The following is a 16,577-nucleotide window of genomic DNA, read 5'->3' as shown; positions in this document are numbered from 1 at the left end:
GTTTAAAAATGCAAATCAAAAACCAAGCGTATGTTTCACGCTATTCACTGTCAAAATGGGTATGTGTGCAAACTGAAAGCAGTCACCCCCCAACATGGCCTTGAAAATCCAACTCCTGTGCGCCGAATGGTGCGGCGTGTGCCGCACCTTCAAAGCGGACTATCAACAACTGTGTAGCAGCCACCCCGAATGGCAATGGCAATGGTTGGACATTGAAGACGATGAAGATGCCTGCGCGGGCGTTGATGTTGAAAACCTGCCAACCCTGCGGGTTTTTAAGCAGCAGGGGCTACACAGCATTGAGGTATTCGCCGGGCCTGTGCGGCCCGACATCCGTGTGATTGAACACATGCTGCTGCACTTTCAGCAGACCTGAAAACCCATTAAGTGAAGTAATCACCGCTGGCTTCTGGCTGAAACAGAATTTTTTCAATCACTGCTTTTAGCACATCTCTACTTGGGCTCAACCAGTGAGCCTCATCCCCTTCTTTCAAACCAATCAACGCCATGCCCAAGGGCGACAACACCGATACAAAACCAGCAGCGGGTTCTGCATCTTTCGGGTAACACAGGGCCATCACCATCCGTTGGCCAGTTTTTAAATCCAGCAAGCAGAATTGCGTATACATGGTGATGACGTTGGCGGCCACCTGTCGTGACGGAACGGTGTCGGCATTGTCCAGCAGGTCGCTTAAACGGATGTGTGGGTTTAAGGTGGGCAGTTTGCGCAGGCGTGCATGGTCCAGTTCGGTTAATACACGTTCAGTGGATAAAAATTTGTTGTGGGTGTGGTTGATCACAGCCGTTCTCCTTGAATACATCACCGGTGGGGCCCGGCGAGAGAACAGTGTGGTGTCGAAAAAGATGAAAGGGTTTAGCCTCGCCGGGCTGGGGTGAGTGTGGCGCAGGCACGCTGCTGCGCCCGCGCCGATGTAGCAGCGCGGTTTGGCAAACAACTGTGTGGGAGAAAGGCTTTGTGCATGGACTAGACCATAGCCCAAAGCACTGGGGCTGTCAAAGCGAGGGGGATTAAGCTATTACAGCATGCAGAGTGCAAACACCACAAAGGCTGCAACCACCGCAGCTACAAACCACGGTTTTCCAGCCAGTGCTGCGCCCCGCTGTTGGGCCCGCAGTTCGTCTTCTTTCCATTGTGCATAAGGCAAGGGCGTTGCATCGCCCCGGCTTTGCACATAGCGCTCGTAAGCGGCTTGAAGTTGTTCGTCAGTCATGAGCACAGTGTACCGTGGCTTGCAAACCCAAGCGGTGCACCACGCTCATCAAGGCTTTTACCGAGGCCATCACGATGTTGTCATCAATACCAACACCAAAGCGCCCAGCGGGCATGTCGGGTGAGCTGGCCTCAATGATGCACACCGCTTTGGCCTGTGCGCCCTGCCCTTGTGAACGCTCTTCGTAGCTGACCACATTGAATGGGCCAAACTGCTGTTGCAGGGCATTCACGGCGGCATCCACCGGGCCATTGCCGGTGCCCTCTACCGATATGGCCTCACCACTCTGCTGCCATTTCAGCACCGCACGGGTTTGGCCGCCCTGCTCGTTAAAACGGGTTTGCACCGCACCCTGTTCGGTGGCAATTAAGTAGGTGCGCTGAAACAAACTCCACAACTCGGTAGAGCTGACCTCTTTTTCGGTGCGTTCGCTTTCTTGCTGGACCACGGCCGAGAATTCCACTTGCATGCGCCGAGGCATGACCACGCCATGCTCACGTTCCAGAATGTAGGCAATCCCGCCTTTGCCGGACTGGCTGTTCACGCGGATCACGCTGTCGTAGGTGCGGCCCACATCCTTGGGGTCGATGGGCAAATAGGGCACTTCCCATATGCCGCCGTCTATCTGCTTGTCGAACCCTTTTTTGATGGCATCCTGATGCGAGCCTGAAAAGGCGGTGTACACCAAATCGCCCACATACGGGTGGCGGGGGTGAATGGGCAACTGCGTGCATTCTTCCACCACGCGGGCAATGGCGTTGATGTTGGAGAAGTCCAAGCCCGGGTGCACGCCCTGGGTGTACATGTTCAAGGCCAGCGTCACAATGTCCACATTGCCGCAACGCTCACCATTGCCAAACAGGCAACCTTCCACGCGTTGCGCACCGGCCATCATGGCCAATTCGGCTGTGGCCACGCCGGTGCCGCGGTCGTTGTGGGGGTGAACGGACAACACCACATGCGCACGGCGGTTCAAGCGGGTATTCATCCATTCAATTTGGTCGGCAAACACATTGGGTGTGCTCCACTCCACGGTGGTGGGCAAGTTGATGATGATGGGCCGGCCTGGCCCGGCGTTCCAGGTGTCAATGGCCGTGTTGCAGGCTTGCAGGGCCACATCCAGTTCCGTCATGTTGAAGCACTCGGGCGAGTACTGCAGCACCCACTCGGTTTCTGGATGGGCGTCGGTAAGGCGCTTCACGGTTTGCACGCGTTGGCGCACCATGTCGATCACCTCGGGAACAGTCATGCGAAACACCGTATTCCTCCACACTGGTGCGGTGGAGTTGTAGATGTGGATGATGGCGCGTTTGGCGCCGATCACCGATTGCACAGTGCGCTCTATGAGATCGTCACGGGCCTGTGTCATGACCATGGGGGTAACGTCATCGGGTATGCGGCCCTCGTCAATGAGGGTGCGGATGACGTCGAAATCAATTTGTGAAGCAGCGGGAAAACCGGTTTCAATTTCTTTGAAACCCACGTTCACCAATTCATCAAAAAACCGCAATTTGGTGGCCACGCTCATGGGCTCGAAAATGGCCTGGTTGCCATCGCGCAGGTCGGTGGACAACCACACCGGGGCCTTCTCGATTTGCTGGTTGGGCCACTGCCGATTGGTCATGTCCACGGTGGTGGCACGGCGGTATTTGGTGGCTGGGTTGGCGAGCATCATGGTGTGGGCCTGCTGGGGTATGTGTGTTTTCAATGCAACCAGTGTATGCAAAACCCCTTGGCAGGTGCTTGCGTTGTTTGCCTTGAAATAACGGTGTGTTGATATTAAATTGCTTAATAGATAATCCATGAGCAATAAAACACCATGAAAACAGAAAAAGTGAGTTTGGACCGCTACGACCGAAAGATATTGGAACACCTGCAAATGAATGGCCGGGTGAGTAACCAGGAATTGGCCGATGCCATTGGTTTGTCACCTTCGCCCTGCTTGCGCCGTGTGCGTGCACTGGAAGAAGCAGGTTTGATTGTGGGTTACCGCACCGTGCTGGATGCCAAAAAACTGGGCTATGCACTGGAGGCGCTGATTTACATTTCCATGGACCAGCACACGCCCGAGCGCTTTGCGAATTTTGAAAGCGAAATTAAAAAAATAGGCGAAGTGCAAGAGTGTTTGTTGATTACCGGGCAGCAAGCCGACTACCAGTTGCGCGTGATTGTGCAAGACATGGATGCCTACCAGGTGCTGCTGTTGAACCGCATTACCCGTATCAAAGGGGTGACGGGCGTGCACACCAGCTTTGTGTTGCGCCGGGTGGTTGCAGGTGCACCGGTGCCCGTTTGAGACGATTGATTTAAATCACTTTCAGTTTTTCGCCACGGGATACATTCGGGCGGTTGGGTTGAAGATTGCCATTCCAGCCACCCAGGTTTGCTGACAGTTTCGCCAGCCCCAGTGCGATAACTGCCAGTGTGCCGATGCCGGTCATCACGGTGCCCGTGCTGAGAATATCCAGTTTGCTGGCGCCAACGCCAACACTGGTCACAAATGGTGAGTGAGTCATTGCAGCAATGTCTGCAACGCCTGCAACCCCGCAGGCATACATGGCGGTGACGGCTGCACCGCCAGCAAATCGACCCGCTGAACTACACACGGTTCGGGACGCTGGGTCGGATGTCAGCATGCCTTGGACCGTTCTAAAAGCCCAGTTGAATAGCCTGGATGCCGATCCGTTCACAGCCAGCACGAAGTTGTAGTTGATGGCGTGCAAGGTGTCGCTCAGGATGATCAATGACCGTGTTATTGGCCCGTATTGGTGGATGTTCTGGCTCATGTATTCGCCTTTGCTGGCATTGCGTGCCGCACGTTTCGGGTCCGCCAGTTTTTGTTTGCGAATGTTCTCATAGTCGGCGTCGGTCCAATATTTCAGGGTTTTCGCCCAGCGTGTTCCAATCAGCCGATCAAGGCTAGAGGCTGGTGCAATCAACGCTTTGAGGATGAGCGTGTTCAAGTCCTGGGCTTTGCCTTCCATCCAAGTGCGGCTGTCCTGCGCGGATTCCTTGAGCGTGCTGTCCTGGTTCAGCTTAGTTTTTCCGTCGGGTGAAGTGTTGATGGTTCCCAATTGAATATCGCCATGTTCCACCAGGCCCGCCAGTGTTGCAAAGTGCAGTTCTCGGCGCTGCAGTGCTTTGCGGTGTTGATAATTGGTCCATGCGCTGGCACCTGCGGGTGGATCGGGAACCTCGCCCAAGTAATCACCAATGACTTGTTGTGCCTTGACCAGGTTTCGGTCAATCGCTTCTGGTGAGGTTTCCGGTTCGAGAGCTGCTTCGAGTTGTTCGATCAACACGGGCATTTGATCTTTTTTGTGGGTTTGAATTTTTCCGCCCCGGAAATCAGCACCGACATATCGGTTCATGGCGCGGGCCAGTAGCAGCCGACCGTCCGGTTTGTCTTTGAAATGCAGAATGAGCTTGTTGATTTTGCGCAGGGTATTGGCCATCTCCTTTTCGATGGCGGCTTTGTGGTCGGGCTTTAAGTCGATGGTGCGCATGGCAGTTTGCGATATGCTGGCAGACACGGTGGAGGCAAGCCCGAACAAGGCTGAAAAAGCTGCGAAAGAGAGCAACAATTTTCCACCCACTTTCTGTAAGGTGTCCGCCGCGCCAGCGCGGGACAACATCAAAATGAACGAAGACAGCATGCCGATGGGCAACGAGATGAAAGCGGTTAATGCTTTGTGGCTGGGCCTGTTGTCACTCATCTTGTGCATGAACAGGTTTTTCACCATTCGATAGGTAAAGCCAGTGGGCGCCGAGGTCATTTCACAAAGGCCCATCACCCCTTTGGCGACGGCGGCAGCGCGTCGGGCGTGATCTTGGTCATGCAGAAGGTCCATGCGCGTCCGGACATAATCCTGCCGTTGCATGCGGGCTTGAAAATGCGCATTGGTTTTGTAGGAATCCCAAATCGACACTGGCGCATGGCTGGCGCTTCGTTTTTCCAATGCCCGCTGTTCCCGCATGAGCGCCGCCGACACGTAGTGGCTGGATTCATAGTGACCCCGGATGCAACTTTGAAGGTTTTTGCCCTTGCTGCCCCACTCGTTGAAACGTTCCCACCAGGCGCGCTTGCGGAACTCATTGCCTTGGTTGCGGGTGTAACCGTTTTTCTTGGCGACGCGAGATTCGGCCTCCTTCAGGAAAGAGGACGCAATGGGTGTTGCAACTGTAGCGGATTGAACCAAAGCCACGTTGAGTCTCCGTGCACGAAACTGGTGCGTTTCGCATCGTGTTGATGCATCAAACATGGCACGGATTGATTCAGTTGCAAAAAATTCACAATGAGGTGTCACCCGTAGGGTGTAGCTCAAACCGGAAATTTTGACAAAAACGCGGGTTTACCCTGGAAATTTGTGCACCGCAATAGCGCAAAATTTAAACTCGGGAATTTTGCCAACAGGATCCAGTTGGGGGTTGGTCAACACGTTGGCAGCCGCTTCGTGGTAACAGAACGGAATGAACACAGTGCCACGGGGGTTGCCGGCATCGGCCCGAACCGGGAGTTGCACTTGCCCCCGCCGGGACAGGATTTCAATGCGCTGGCCCACGGCCACATCCAGCATGCGCAAATCTTCAGGATTCAGGCAGGCATACGGTTGGGGTTCCAGTTCGTCCAGCACCGCAGACCGACGGGTCATGCTGCCGGTGTGCCAGTGTTCCAGCTGCCGCCCGGTGATCAGCACAAATGGATAGTCGGCATCTGGCAATTCGCCTGCATGGTTGAAGTGCGCAGGCACCAACCGAGCCTTGCCGGTGGCCGTTGGGAATTGGTCCGTAAACACCACCGATTGGCCCAAGGGGTGCGCTGCATTGCAGGGGTAGACCTGGCTGCCCTGCTGTTCCAGCTGATCCCACGTGATGTTCTCCAGGCTGTGCATGGCGTGCCGCATTTCGTCAAACACCGCCGCCTCATGCGGGTAGCGCCAGGGTAGTCCCATGCGTTGAGCCAAGGCCTGAATGATCCACCAGTCTGGCTTGGCTTCCCCAGGTGGGTCGACGGCCTTGCGGCCCATTTGGACCAGGCGGTCGGTGTTGGTCACGGTGCCGGTTTTTTCATAAAACGCCGTGGCCGGCAATACAATGTCGGCCAGTGATGCGGTCTCGGTCAGGAAAATGTCCTGAACAATCAGACAGTCCAGGGCAGCCAATGCATCCCGTGCGTGCTGAACATCTGGGTCGGACATGGCGGGGTTTTCGCCCACAATGTACATGCCTTGAACTTGCCCCTGAAGGCAGGCCTGCATCACCTCCACCACAGTGAGGCCAGGCTTTGGGTCAAGCCGGGTGTTCCACAAGGTTTCAAATTTGGCCCGCGCATCAGGATGGTCCACTCGCTGGTAGTCGGGGTACATCATGGGAATGAGACCCGCATCCGACGCGCCTTGCACGTTGTTTTGACCGCGCAAGGGGTGCAAGCCGGTGCCAGGGCGGCCAATCTGACCCGTGATCATGGCCAGCGCAATCAGGCAGCGGGCGTTGTCGGTGCCATGCACATGCTGGGAGATGCCCATGCCCCACAGAATCATGCTGGACTTTGCCCTTGCATAGGTTCGGGCAACCGTGCGGACGAGGTCTGCAGGAATGCCGCACAGCGGCGCTACCCGTTCGGGACTGTAGGCGTTGACGTGGGCAGCCAGTTCATCAAAACCTTCCACGCGATCGGCGATGAAGGTGTGGTCCACCAGGTTTTCCTGAACAATCACATGCAGCATGGCGTTGAGCAGGAGCACATCGGTGTCGGGCTTGAACTGCAACACATGGCGTGCATGGCGGGCCAGGTCAGTTCGTCGCGGGTCGGCCACAATGAGGGTGGCACCCTGCTTCACTGCATTTTTGATCCAGCTGGCCCCCACCGGGTGGTTGACCGACGGGTTGGCGCCGATCACCAGAATCACCTCAGCCTGGGCCACATCACGAACCGGGTTGGACACCGCCCCGGAGCCTACACCTTCGAGCAATGCAGAGACAGAGGAGGCATGACACAGCCGGGTACAGTGGTCCACATTGTTGCTGCCAAACCCGGTGCGGACCAGTTTTTGAAACAGGTAGGCCTCCTCGTTGGTGCACTTGGCTGAGCCGAACCCAGCCAGGGATTGTGCCCCTTGCCGGCGTTTGATGGCGGTTAACCGGTCTGCCGCCAATTGCAGGGCTTCATCCCAGGTGGCGGGTCGAAATTCATCCATCCAGCGTTCAGCGGGCAACAACGGGTGTGCATGTTTCGGTGCCTGGCTTTTGCGGATGAGGGGTGTGGTGAGGCGTTGGGGATGGTGAATGTAATCAAATCCGTAACGGCCCTTGATACACAAACGACCCTGGTTGGCTGGGCCTGCTTTGCCGGTGACTTCGAGCACCTGGTTGTTCGACACATGAAGCTCAACCTGACACCCCACACCGCAATACGGACAAACCGAGCTCACCGTGTGAGCCTGAATATCCGGCTGGTTAGCTTCAGAGCGATTTTTCAAGGCACCGGTGGGGCAGACCTGCACACACTCGCCACAGCCCACACAGGTGGATTGAGAAACCGGGTCGTTCTGATCAAACACCACCTGGGCGTGAGCACCCCGCCAGCCCATACCCAGCACGTCATTGACCTGTTCGTCCCGGCAGGCGCGAATGCAGCGGGTGCATTGAATGCAGGCATTCAAATCCAATGTGAATGCGGGGTGTGATGTGTCCACCGCGTGCTGTGGGCGGACCGGAAAGCGTTGGCCGACCTGGCCTTGGTCAGTGTCTAGCAGCTCCATGACCAAGCGCTGGGCCGTTAGCGCCCGACCGTGGTTGCTGTGCACCACCATGCCGTGTTCAACCAATCGACAGCATGATGCAGTGAGGGCACGTTCGCCGTCGACCTCGACCACGCAGGCCCGACAGTTGCCAGCGGGCGTGAGGTTAGGACTGTGGCACACATGCGGAATATGAATGTGGTGCCGCAGGGCGGCATCCAGAATGGTTTCGCCGGCCTGCGCTTGAATGGTTTGGCCATTGAGTTGAAATGAAATTGGTGCCATTGGCTTCATGCGACCTCTCCGGTTCCCGCCTTGGGCACTTCGTGAGGAAAGTGGCGCAGCAGGCAGTCCAGCGGGTTGGGGGCCGCCTGGCCCAGTCCACAAATGGAGGCATCCCGCATGACCTGCGACAAATCCTGGAGCAATGGAATGTTCCAGTGGTTTTGCTGCATTAACTGGCTGGCTTTTTCGGTGCCACTGCGACACGGGGTGCACTGTCCGCAACTTTCATGCACAAAGAAGTTCATGAGATGCCGGGCAATGTCCAGGGCTGAGTCCATTTGGGAGAACACCACCACGGCGGCAGAACCAATAAAACAGCCATGCTCTTGCAGGGTGTCAAAGTCCAGTGGAATGTCGGCCAGCGCGGCAGGCAGCATTCCGCCGGAGGCTCCCCCTGGCAGATAACCATACAAAGTGTGCCCGGTCTGCATGCCGCCACAGTATTCATCCACCAGTTCACGCAGGGTAATCCCAGCCGGTGCCAGCGCAACACCGGGTTTGGCCACCCGGCCTGAGACGGAGAAGGAACGCAGCCCCTGGCGACCATGTCGACCCGCGCGGGTAAACCAATCGGTTCCCTCGCGCAGCAGTTTGGGCACCCAATACAGGGTTTCAGCGTTGTGGACCAGTGTGGGGTGGCCGAACAAACCCTGCTGTGCCACATACGGTGGCCGCTGCCGTGGCACACCGCGTTTGCCTTCAATCGATTCCAGCATGGCGCTTTCTTCGCCACACACATAAGCGCCAGCGCCGCGGCGAAGCTCGATATTGGGGAGCGAATGCCCACGCCAGTGGTGTTGAAGCGCCGCGATTTCCTGGGTCAGCCGGTGTCGAAGCGCGTGGTATTCATCTCGCAGGTACAGGATGACCTGTTGGGCTTGAACCACTTCGGCTGCGATCAAGACACCCTCAAGAAACTGGTGGGGGTGTTGCTCCAGGTAGGTGCGGTCTTTGAAGGTGCCGGGTTCACCTTCGTCGATATTCACAGCAAGCCAATGTTGGCCGGGCTGATTGCGAACAATTCGCCATTTCCGACCCGCCGGAAAACCAGCGCCCCCCAAACCACGCAAACCACTCTGCTCGAGGAGTTCGATGGCGGATTCCGGGGACACTTGCGCAGACTTCAGCGAAAGCCAGCTGGAATACCCGTGTCGTTGAAGATAATCGCTCAAGGATTCCGGGCTCAACGCTTGAGCCTGAATGGTTTGTTGCTGCAAAACCGACAGCACCGTTTCACACTGGGCGTGCCCCATTTCATGCTGACCGATCGCCACAGCCGGGGCTTGTTCGCAACGGCCGATGCAGGGCACAGCCTCGAGCCGACAGTCGGTGGGCAGGGCTTGCGCTATGCCAGCCATCAAGGTCGCCGAGCCTGCCATGCGACAACTGGGACTTTGGCAAACCCGCACGATGGCGCGGGGGGCGACACCATGGTCATGGTCCACCACCTGAAAGTGGTGGTAGAACGTGGCCACTTCAAACACCTCCACCTGCGCCAGGTTCATGAGGTGGGCCAGGGCTGCAATGTGACGTGGGGCCAGGTGACCATGGTGGTCATTCAGCTTGTGCAGGTATTCAATGAGGTGATCCCGCCGCAGCACTGGGGTGTTCAATATGGCTTGCACGTGGGCCAGCGCGAGCGCATCGGGCTGGCGGCCTTTGGGACCCTGCCGCACGGGCGGTGTGGGGGGGGCAGGGTGCTGTGGAATCGGCACCACCGGAATCACGCGGGACATGCTGGATACTCCGTTGCGGGGCTTTGATCAAGCCATGGTCAGCTTACAATGGGCTTTCGGCCTGCGGCAAGTGGAACCTTGTGCACATTAGTGGGTCGTATCCACACGCTGCTGCTGCACTGCAGTAAACTTCCGGCCCAACAGGTCTAATTCCCCTAAAAGTCATGAAAATCAAGGTGTTCACGCTGTTTTCGCTGGGTTTGTCGGCATTGTTTCTGGCGTCCTGCGCAGCATTCAATCGCGACCCCACACCCGAGCCTGCTGCGCCAGTGGCCGAGCCCGTGAAGGTGCGTGAACCCGTGGTGGCGTTGGTGCTGGGCGGCGGTGGCGTGAAAGGCTTTGCCCATGTGGGCGTGATCAAGGTGCTGGAAAGCCAGGGGATTAAACCGCAGATCGTGGTGGGCACCAGTGCAGGCAGCTTTGTGGGTGCCCTGTACGCCAGTGGCATGAGTGCATTTGAATTGCAGCGCGCGGCCCTGAACATGACCGAAAACGACATTCGAGATCTGACTTTGAGCAGCAAAGGCTTCCTGATCGGCGAGAAATTGCAGCAATTTGTGAATGTGCAGGTGAAGAACAAGCCGATTCAGGCTTTCCCTTTGCGTTACGCGGCCGTGGCCACCGACCTGGCCAGTGGCGAGAAGGTGGTGTTCAACTACGGCAACACCGGGCAGGCGGTTCGTGCCTCCTGCAGCATTCCCAACGTGTTTTTACCCACGCAGATTGGCAACCGCCAGTACGTGGATGGCGGTTTGGTGAGCCCTGTGCCGGTGAACACAGCCCGCGACATGGGCGCCGATGTGGTGATTGCCGTGGATATTTCGGCCCGACCCAAGAAAGGTGTTGGCAATATGGGGTGGTGGGGTTTGCTGGACCAAAGCATCAATATCTTGAGTCAGCAGGCCATCAAGGCCGAGTTGGCACGTGCAGATGTGGTGATTCAACCCAGTGTTCAACATGCTGATGCGCTGAACCTAGACCAGCGCCATGAGTTTCTGCTGGAGGGCGAACGGGTGGCGCAGGGCATGGTGCCGCAAATTCAGCAGGCGATTGCCAGCAGCCGTCAACGTTTAGCGGCGCAAGCCGTTGGCATGGCAAAGCCCTGACTTGTTGGGTTGTGCATGCCTTACACTGACAGGGTTGATCACACCGGAGACCCCGCCATGCCCCGAATCACTGAACTGTTGTTGGCAACCAGCCGTTGCGCCGCATTCGTCGCCATGCTGACTGCATCCAGCGTGGCTTTTGCTGCAGACTTGAGCAGCATCAGCAACACCGATGCGGCCTCGGCCTTGCGGACCACCCTGAGCAAGGGTGCCGAGTCTGCCGTGGCCAGCCTGGGCAAAAGCGGTGGTTTTTTGAACAATCCGGCCGTGCACATTCCCCTGCCCCCTGCCGTGGAAAGTAGCAAGAAAATGCTGAAGATGGTGGGCATGAGCGGCCAGCTGGACACGCTGGAAACATCCATGAACCAGGCCGCTGAGGCGGCCGTTCCCCAAGCCAAAACCCTGTTGCAAAAGGCCATTCAGAACATGAGCGTGCAGGATGCCAAGCAGGTGCTGCAAGGTGGCGACACGGCGGTGACCGATTTCTTCCGCAGCAAAACACAGGCCGACTTGACCACCCTGTTGATGCCGATTGTGAAGGCCAAAACAGCGCAAGTGGGCGTGACCCAGCAATACAATGCACTGGCCGAAAAAGGCAGCAAATTCGGTTTGTTAAAACCGGAGGAAGCCAATCTGGATGGGTATGTGACAGGCAAGGCACTGGATGGCCTGTACCACATGATTGCAGAAGAGGAAAAATCAATTCGCGCCAACCCGGCCGCGGCGGGCGCCTCGATTTTGAAAAAAGTGTTTGGTGGTTGAGATGGATTTGAAGACGACAGTGGCTTTGGTTTGTTGGACGGGTCTGTCCATCCTGGGGTTGGCAGCCTGTTCCAGGCACGATGAACACGCTGCATCAGCAGGGGGTACTGTGGCGGTGGCCACACCGGCGGACGCGCAAACGCAGGGACCGATCACGGTGAGCAACGCCTGGGTGCGCCCTGCGCTGGCGGAGCAGGATGCCACCGGCGGTTACCTAACCATTCAATCGTCCGAAAAGCTGGCTTTGGTGGGCGTGTCTACCCCGGTGGCTGAAGTGGCTGAAGTTCATGAAATGCGCATGGATGGTGATGTGATGCGCATGCGCATGCTGGAACGCCTGGAGATTGAACCGGGCAAGGCACTGGAATTAAAGCCTGGCAGTAACCACCTGATGCTAATGGCCCTCAAGGGGGCTGTGGAAGCCGGGCAGCAAGTGGACTTGAACCTGCTGTTTGAGAAACCCGATGGCACGAAAATCGACATGCCCGTGAAAGCGACGGTGCGAGGCCCTGCCGGTGCCGCAAGCGGGGCTCATCAACACTGAGGCACGGGGCGGGTCGAAGAAAGTCACTGACCTTGCTTCAAGCGGCTTAACAAGGCATCTTTGTCGGCCCACAAGCCGTTGACCCACTGCTTGAACGCCGCTTTGAAAACTGGGTCGCCGCCGAAATCACCAGCAATCATGTCGGTTGGGATGTCCAGAATTTCAATCTCGACGTGCATGCCAACCTGTTGACCGCACAGCCACGACCAGGTGATGTTGCCCTGCACGGGCTTGTATGCAATGGTCACATTCACCAAACCAGCAAACTGTTCACCCATGGCGTTCAATGCAGCCGACAGACCGCCGTACTTGGGGCTGAGCAAGTGTTGGTATGGTGATTTGGTTTTGGCCTGTTTGGCTGGCGTGAAGCGGGTGCCTTCCAGAAAGTTGATGACGGTGGCCGGGCTTTCTTTGTAAACGGCGCAGGCCCGTCGAGTGGTTTCCAGGTCCTGCGTGGCCAGGGCTGGGTTTTTGGCGATGGCCTGGCGGCTGTGGCGCTTCATGAAGGGAAAATCCATGGCCCAGCACACCACGCCCACAATAGGCACCCACATCAGTTGTTGCTTCAGGAAAAAACGCCCAAACGGGCTGTGTCCATGCAGCACGTCAAACAGGACGACGATGTCGGCCCAAGCGCTGTGGTTGCTGACCACCAAATAGCTGCTGTGGGGTTTGAACTGGCCCTGGATGTTGACAGTGGCCTGTTGGCCGCCATGCATCAGTGCGTAGATTTGTTTGTTGCTGCCCACCCACCAGGTGGCAATGGCAACACAGCAGCCTGAGGCCCAGCGCTGCATGGCATGCAGGGGCACCAAACGCAGCACGATGAACGGCAGCATGACCACAAACCAGAATGTGATGCAGGTGGTCATGAGGACCACCGTGAGAATGCCAGTGAAGTGTTTGGGTAGAAGCTTGGACAAGGCCATGTTGGAAGATCCGGTTGCCGTCAATACAGGTGAAACCGGATCTTACCCGACATGCTAGCCCAATAGTCCTGCCAACGGTCCGGGAAGCCCTGGCAGGCCGGACTGGATCCGGTTGCTGTCTTTGATCACATCAAAGCTGGCGGACAGTTGTTCGCTACCACCACGCTCGGTGATGGTGCTGACCGCCCAGTATTCGCACGTCACTTTGTCTTCGGTAACTTTCAGCAGGCTGTAGCCGCGCTCGCTCATTTTCACGTGCTTGATGTGCGGGCTGGTAAGCCGAATGGCTTGAACCACCTCATCGGGGATGGGCAAACCAGGCGAGGTCACCGAGGTGACGACAAACTCAACCGCAACGCTGCCATCGCCAGTCAGTGGGTTGTAACCGCCCGCCTGGCTGATGGGCAGGTTTGGGTTGTCCGTGATGTCTGCCACCCAGGCGCTGTGCACATCGCCCGTCAAAATCACCACATTGTTGACGGCAGCGCCGCCATCGGCACCTTTCAGTGCGTTGATGATGCGTTGACGTTCGGCACCGTAGGAATCCCAAGCGTCGCCATTCAGTCCGGAGGGGCCGAGCACATCATTCACCGGACCGGGCGCGGGATTGTTCACGCCGGGTTTGAGAATCCACTGGTGAAACACCACCTGGTTACCCACCAGTTTCCAAGGGGTTTGTGACTGGCGCAAACCGTTGATGAGGAAGTTGTATTGCTCTTCACCCATCATGTGTCGATCCGTGCTGGAGGTGTTCCCTTCAGCTGGGTTGATCGGCGTACCGGCAGGAGTATCCCGATCGTACAGGCGGGTATCAAGCAGGAAGAGATCGGCCAAACCGCCCAGTGGAATGTGGCGGAAAATCTTGTTGCGGTTGCCGGGCTCTGGCAGTCGGATGGGCATCCATTCATCGTAGGCCTGTTGTGCAAAGGCCTTGCGGTCCACCCACTTGCCCTCTGCCCCTTCGGTGTGGTTGTTGGCCCCCTCGGTGTACGAATTATCAGCCGATTCGTGGTCGTCCCAAATCGTGATGAAGGGGAACTTTAAGTGCAGGGCAGCCAGGTCTTCATCGCGTTTGTACTGCGCATGGCGCATGCGGTAATCGGCCAGCGTCGTGATTTCGTTTGCAGGTTCATAGGGCCGAACACTGCCGTATTCATTGGTGCCGTATTCGTAAATGTAATCGCCCAGGTGAACGATGGCATCCAAGTCGTTGCGCTTGGCCAGTTGCGCATAGGCATTGAAAAACCCATGGCCCAATGAGGAGCAGCTGACCACACCCAGATTTAGCGCACGCTTGCTGGCTGTACTGGGCATGGTGCGTGTGCGGGCTTTGGGGCTGCGAACGCCGTTGCTGAGAAACTGGTAGAAATAAATGGTGTCGGCCTCCAGGCCGGTACAGTCCAGCTTGACGGTGAAGTCGCGGCTGGCATCGGTTTGAAATGGCAGTGTTTTAACCGTTTGTGTCAAGGCCTCATCCTTGAACACATCCACCTGGCCCGCCACACTGCGGTTGGTGTTTTCGGGTGTAATCCGAGTCCACAGCATCACACTGTTGGCGGTGGGGTCACCACTGGCCACGCTGTGCAAGAACGACACTTTCTGTGTTGGAACCTCGTTGGGGTTGGTGCGCGCATCAACAGGGGTGCTGTTGTTGTCGCTACCACAGCCACTCAGTGCAGTGGCACCCGCCATGGTGGCGGCGCCCAAACCCAAACCGCGCAGAAAGGCTCGTCGGGTGAGCCCGGGTTTTTTGAGTGCACGGGTGCGTTTGCGTCGTGGTGCGGACATGGTGTTTTCTCTGGCGAATCGGGTTACAGGATGACGTTGGGCACGCTGTCTGGAATTTGAAGCTCGTAGAGCATGCCAAAGCCCAGACCGTAGCCACCCGCGGGATTGGGGCCGCCACGGTCGCTGGTGAAGTACATGCGTTTGCCGTCGGGGCTGAACGAAATACCGGCAATTTCAGATTGGTCTTGCCCCACGATTTGAAGCAATGGCACCAATACTCCGTCGGGATACACCACCACGACTTGCATGTCGCCGCCGTCTTCGCACACCAGGACCTCGCCAAATGGCGTCATGGTGATGTTGTCCACACCCGACAGGATGTTGTTCGGCGCTTTGGCCGTCGACAGGTCGTAAGCCACTTCAATGGTTTGGGCGCTGGTGTTCAACATCCACAAGCGGTCGTCGCCTTTGGTGGTGAAAAATACGCGGTCATTCTGGTACCACACCCCTTCACCACCATCAAACACCGTGGTGTCAGGCAGGCGGTTGTCCGATTGGGGTGAACCAGGGTTGGCTGCAGCCACCCAGGTGTAGGGCTGTGGTGACTTCAATGCGCCTTCCACACCGGCACCACCCACTTTCAGCACTTGGAGCAAGCCTTGGTTGAACATGGGGCGTGCCGCGCCCGATGGCCAGTCGTTGGCTGCAGGCACCCAGCGGTAAAAACGGCCATCCGGCATGTCTTCGGTCATGTAAATCAGTTTGCGGCTGCTATCAATGGCCACTGCTTCGTGGCTGAATAGCCCCAGTGTGGGCAGGGAGCGAGCGGCGTTTTGCCCGAATGGATCGCATTCCCACACCAGTCCAGTGGGAATTTCTTCGCAGCTCAACCAGGTTTTCCAGGGTGTGATCACGCCAGCACAGTTGAAGGTGGTACCGGTAAGGATCCGATAGCTGTCCACCACGGTGCCATCCGGGTCGAACACCAGGGCGCTGGCACCGCCCAGGCCGGGAACCAGGTTTTCAATCGGATTGGCCAAGGGGGCCAACTGGGGTACCTGAAAGCCCAGGGTGCCCACGCCGGGTACTTCACTGTTGGAGCAGTAAATCCAGCCGCCATTGTCTCGAGGCACCACGCCGCCGCCATCGTTGAAAATGTGCCAGGGTGTGGCACCCGATGCTGGTGGCATGTTGCTGATGGCGACCACGCGGGTGGTAAAGCCTTGTGCCACACGCACGCCGTTTGCGTCGGCCTCGCCCAAGGGGCCGATGTTGCGGAAGCGGAACTGGGCGGTGTTCACCGCAGTGCCACCAAACCGGTTGCTGCCCGACGGTGTGACAGTGCCACCAGCAGCCACGGGTGAAGTACCGTCGCTGCCGCAACCAGTCAGCCAAGGTAGCGTGCTGGCACTGGCGCCATACAGAAACGTTTTCAGCAGCGTGCGGCGGTGAGAATTGGGTGTGGGAAGTGGCATGGCGAGACAATATCAACAACATGAAGACAGCTTTATTACT

Annotated in this window: 14 protein-coding genes; 5 read left to right on the top strand and 9 right to left on the bottom strand. The window is 57.3% G+C overall.

The genetic code is table 11. The features are described 5' to 3' along the window. Positions 1-94 precede the first annotated feature (94 nt). A complete protein-coding gene (locus tag NQT62_RS04025; RefSeq protein WP_256763298.1) occupies positions 95-376 on the top strand; it encodes a thioredoxin family protein in 282 nt (93 codons plus the stop codon). Between the two features lie 7 nt (positions 377-383). On the opposite strand, the gene NQT62_RS04020 is transcribed toward NQT62_RS04025, so the two are convergent. The 3 genes from NQT62_RS04020 to leuA all read right to left on the bottom strand — a co-directional run bounded on the left by NQT62_RS04020 (position 384) and on the right by leuA (position 2,904). After that, positions 384-800 (bottom strand): GreA/GreB family elongation factor, encoded by a 417-nt coding sequence (locus NQT62_RS04020; protein ID WP_256763297.1) that lies wholly within the window; start codon positions 798-800, stop codon positions 384-386. 237 nt (positions 801-1,037) lie between these two features. Next, positions 1,038-1,232, bottom strand: a complete 195-nt coding sequence (locus NQT62_RS04015) for a hypothetical protein (RefSeq protein ID WP_256763296.1) — start codon at positions 1,230-1,232, stop codon at positions 1,038-1,040. Then, positions 1,225-2,904 carry a 2-isopropylmalate synthase gene (gene leuA / locus NQT62_RS04010; protein ID WP_256763544.1) on the bottom strand — a complete coding sequence of 560 codons (1,680 nt, stop codon included), beginning with the start codon at positions 2,902-2,904 and terminating at the stop codon, positions 1,225-1,227. Before leuA ends, NQT62_RS04015 begins: the two co-directional genes overlap by 8 nt. A 147-nt stretch (positions 2,905-3,051) precedes the next feature. On the opposite strand from leuA, the gene NQT62_RS04005 reads away from it, so the two are divergent. Then, on the top strand, positions 3,052-3,528 hold the full coding sequence (locus NQT62_RS04005; protein WP_256763295.1) for an Lrp/AsnC family transcriptional regulator: 477 nt from the start codon (positions 3,052-3,054) through the stop codon (positions 3,526-3,528). A gap of 10 nt (positions 3,529-3,538) precedes the next feature. On the opposite strand, the gene NQT62_RS04000 is transcribed toward NQT62_RS04005, so the two are convergent. The 3 genes from NQT62_RS04000 to NQT62_RS03990 all read right to left on the bottom strand — a co-directional run bounded on the left by NQT62_RS04000 (position 3,539) and on the right by NQT62_RS03990 (position 9,993). Continuing rightward, positions 3,539-5,437 (bottom strand): hypothetical protein, encoded by a 1,899-nt coding sequence (locus NQT62_RS04000; RefSeq protein ID WP_256763294.1) that lies wholly within the window; start codon positions 5,435-5,437, stop codon positions 3,539-3,541. A gap of 147 nt (positions 5,438-5,584) precedes the next feature. Then, a complete protein-coding gene (fdhF, locus tag NQT62_RS03995; protein WP_256763293.1) occupies positions 5,585-8,266 on the bottom strand; it encodes a formate dehydrogenase subunit alpha in 2,682 nt (893 codons plus the stop codon). Beyond that, the gene (locus tag NQT62_RS03990; RefSeq protein ID WP_256763291.1) at positions 8,263-9,993 is read right to left on the bottom strand and encodes an NADH-ubiquinone oxidoreductase-F iron-sulfur binding region domain-containing protein; all 1,731 of its coding nucleotides are present in this window, start codon (positions 9,991-9,993) and stop codon (positions 8,263-8,265) included. The genes fdhF and NQT62_RS03990 overlap by 4 nt, the downstream gene beginning before the upstream one ends. A gap of 164 nt (positions 9,994-10,157) precedes the next feature. Here NQT62_RS03990 and NQT62_RS03985 point away from each other — a divergent pair, with 164 nt between their 5' ends. Genes NQT62_RS03985 through NQT62_RS03975 form a run of 3 tightly spaced genes read left to right on the top strand, consistent with a single transcriptional unit; the run spans position 10,158 to position 12,405 of the window. Further along, on the top strand, positions 10,158-11,099 hold the full coding sequence (locus NQT62_RS03985) for a patatin-like phospholipase family protein (RefSeq protein WP_256763290.1): 942 nt from the start codon (positions 10,158-10,160) through the stop codon (positions 11,097-11,099). Positions 11,100-11,156: 57 nt separating this feature from the next. Beyond that, the gene (locus NQT62_RS03980; protein ID WP_256763289.1) at positions 11,157-11,861 is read left to right on the top strand and encodes a DUF4197 domain-containing protein; all 705 of its coding nucleotides are present in this window, start codon (positions 11,157-11,159) and stop codon (positions 11,859-11,861) included. A gap of 1 nt (position 11,862) precedes the next feature. Continuing rightward, the gene (locus NQT62_RS03975; RefSeq protein WP_256763288.1) at positions 11,863-12,405 is read left to right on the top strand and encodes a copper chaperone PCu(A)C; all 543 of its coding nucleotides are present in this window, start codon (positions 11,863-11,865) and stop codon (positions 12,403-12,405) included. 23 nt (positions 12,406-12,428) lie between these two features. Here the strand turns inward: NQT62_RS03975 and yihG are convergent, their stop codons facing one another. Genes yihG through NQT62_RS03960 form a run of 3 tightly spaced genes read right to left on the bottom strand, consistent with a single transcriptional unit; the run spans position 12,429 to position 16,537 of the window. Next, positions 12,429-13,334, bottom strand: a complete 906-nt coding sequence (gene yihG / locus NQT62_RS03970) for a 1-acylglycerol-3-phosphate O-acyltransferase, YihG family (RefSeq protein WP_256763287.1) — start codon at positions 13,332-13,334, stop codon at positions 12,429-12,431. A gap of 54 nt (positions 13,335-13,388) precedes the next feature. Continuing rightward, positions 13,389-15,122 carry an alkaline phosphatase D family protein gene (locus NQT62_RS03965; protein ID WP_256763286.1) on the bottom strand — a complete coding sequence of 578 codons (1,734 nt, stop codon included), beginning with the start codon at positions 15,120-15,122 and terminating at the stop codon, positions 13,389-13,391. A 23-nt stretch (positions 15,123-15,145) separates the two neighbouring features. After that, positions 15,146-16,537 (bottom strand): alkaline phosphatase PhoX, encoded by a 1,392-nt coding sequence (locus NQT62_RS03960; RefSeq protein WP_256763285.1) that lies wholly within the window; start codon positions 16,535-16,537, stop codon positions 15,146-15,148. Positions 16,538-16,577: the final 40 nt, after the last annotated feature.

Origin of the sequence: Limnobacter humi (assembly GCF_024518835.1) — a bacterium.
GTDB lineage: Bacteria > Pseudomonadota > Gammaproteobacteria > Burkholderiales > Burkholderiaceae_B > Limnobacter > Limnobacter humi.
Note: the sequence above shows the minus strand (reverse complement) of the source record. Positions and strands in the feature narration are given on the sequence as shown.

Bases quoted from the DNA above. Each gene is read 5' to 3' on its own strand.
- NQT62_RS04025 (WP_256763298.1), top strand. From the start codon at position 95: ATGGCCTTGAAAATCCAACTCCTGTGCGCCGAATGGTGCGGCGTGTGC.
- NQT62_RS04015 (WP_256763296.1), bottom strand. From the start codon at position 1,232: ATGACTGACGAACAACTTCAAGCCGCTTACGAGCGCTATGTGCAAAGC.
- leuA (WP_256763544.1), bottom strand. From the start codon at position 2,904: ATGCTCGCCAACCCAGCCACCAAATACCGCCGTGCCACCACCGTGGAC.
- NQT62_RS04005 (WP_256763295.1), top strand. From the start codon at position 3,052: ATGAAAACAGAAAAAGTGAGTTTGGACCGCTACGACCGAAAGATATTG.
- fdhF (WP_256763293.1), bottom strand. From the start codon at position 8,266: ATGAAGCCAATGGCACCAATTTCATTTCAACTCAATGGCCAAACCATT.
- NQT62_RS03990 (WP_256763291.1), bottom strand. From the start codon at position 9,993: ATGTCCCGCGTGATTCCGGTGGTGCCGATTCCACAGCACCCTGCCCCC.
- NQT62_RS03985 (WP_256763290.1), top strand. From the start codon at position 10,158: ATGAAAATCAAGGTGTTCACGCTGTTTTCGCTGGGTTTGTCGGCATTG.
- NQT62_RS03980 (WP_256763289.1), top strand. From the start codon at position 11,157: ATGCCCCGAATCACTGAACTGTTGTTGGCAACCAGCCGTTGCGCCGCA.
- NQT62_RS03975 (WP_256763288.1), top strand. From the start codon at position 11,863: ATGGATTTGAAGACGACAGTGGCTTTGGTTTGTTGGACGGGTCTGTCC.
- yihG (WP_256763287.1), bottom strand. From the start codon at position 13,334: ATGGCCTTGTCCAAGCTTCTACCCAAACACTTCACTGGCATTCTCACG.
- NQT62_RS03965 (WP_256763286.1), bottom strand. From the start codon at position 15,122: ATGTCCGCACCACGACGCAAACGCACCCGTGCACTCAAAAAACCCGGG.
- NQT62_RS03960 (WP_256763285.1), bottom strand. From the start codon at position 16,537: ATGCCACTTCCCACACCCAATTCTCACCGCCGCACGCTGCTGAAAACG.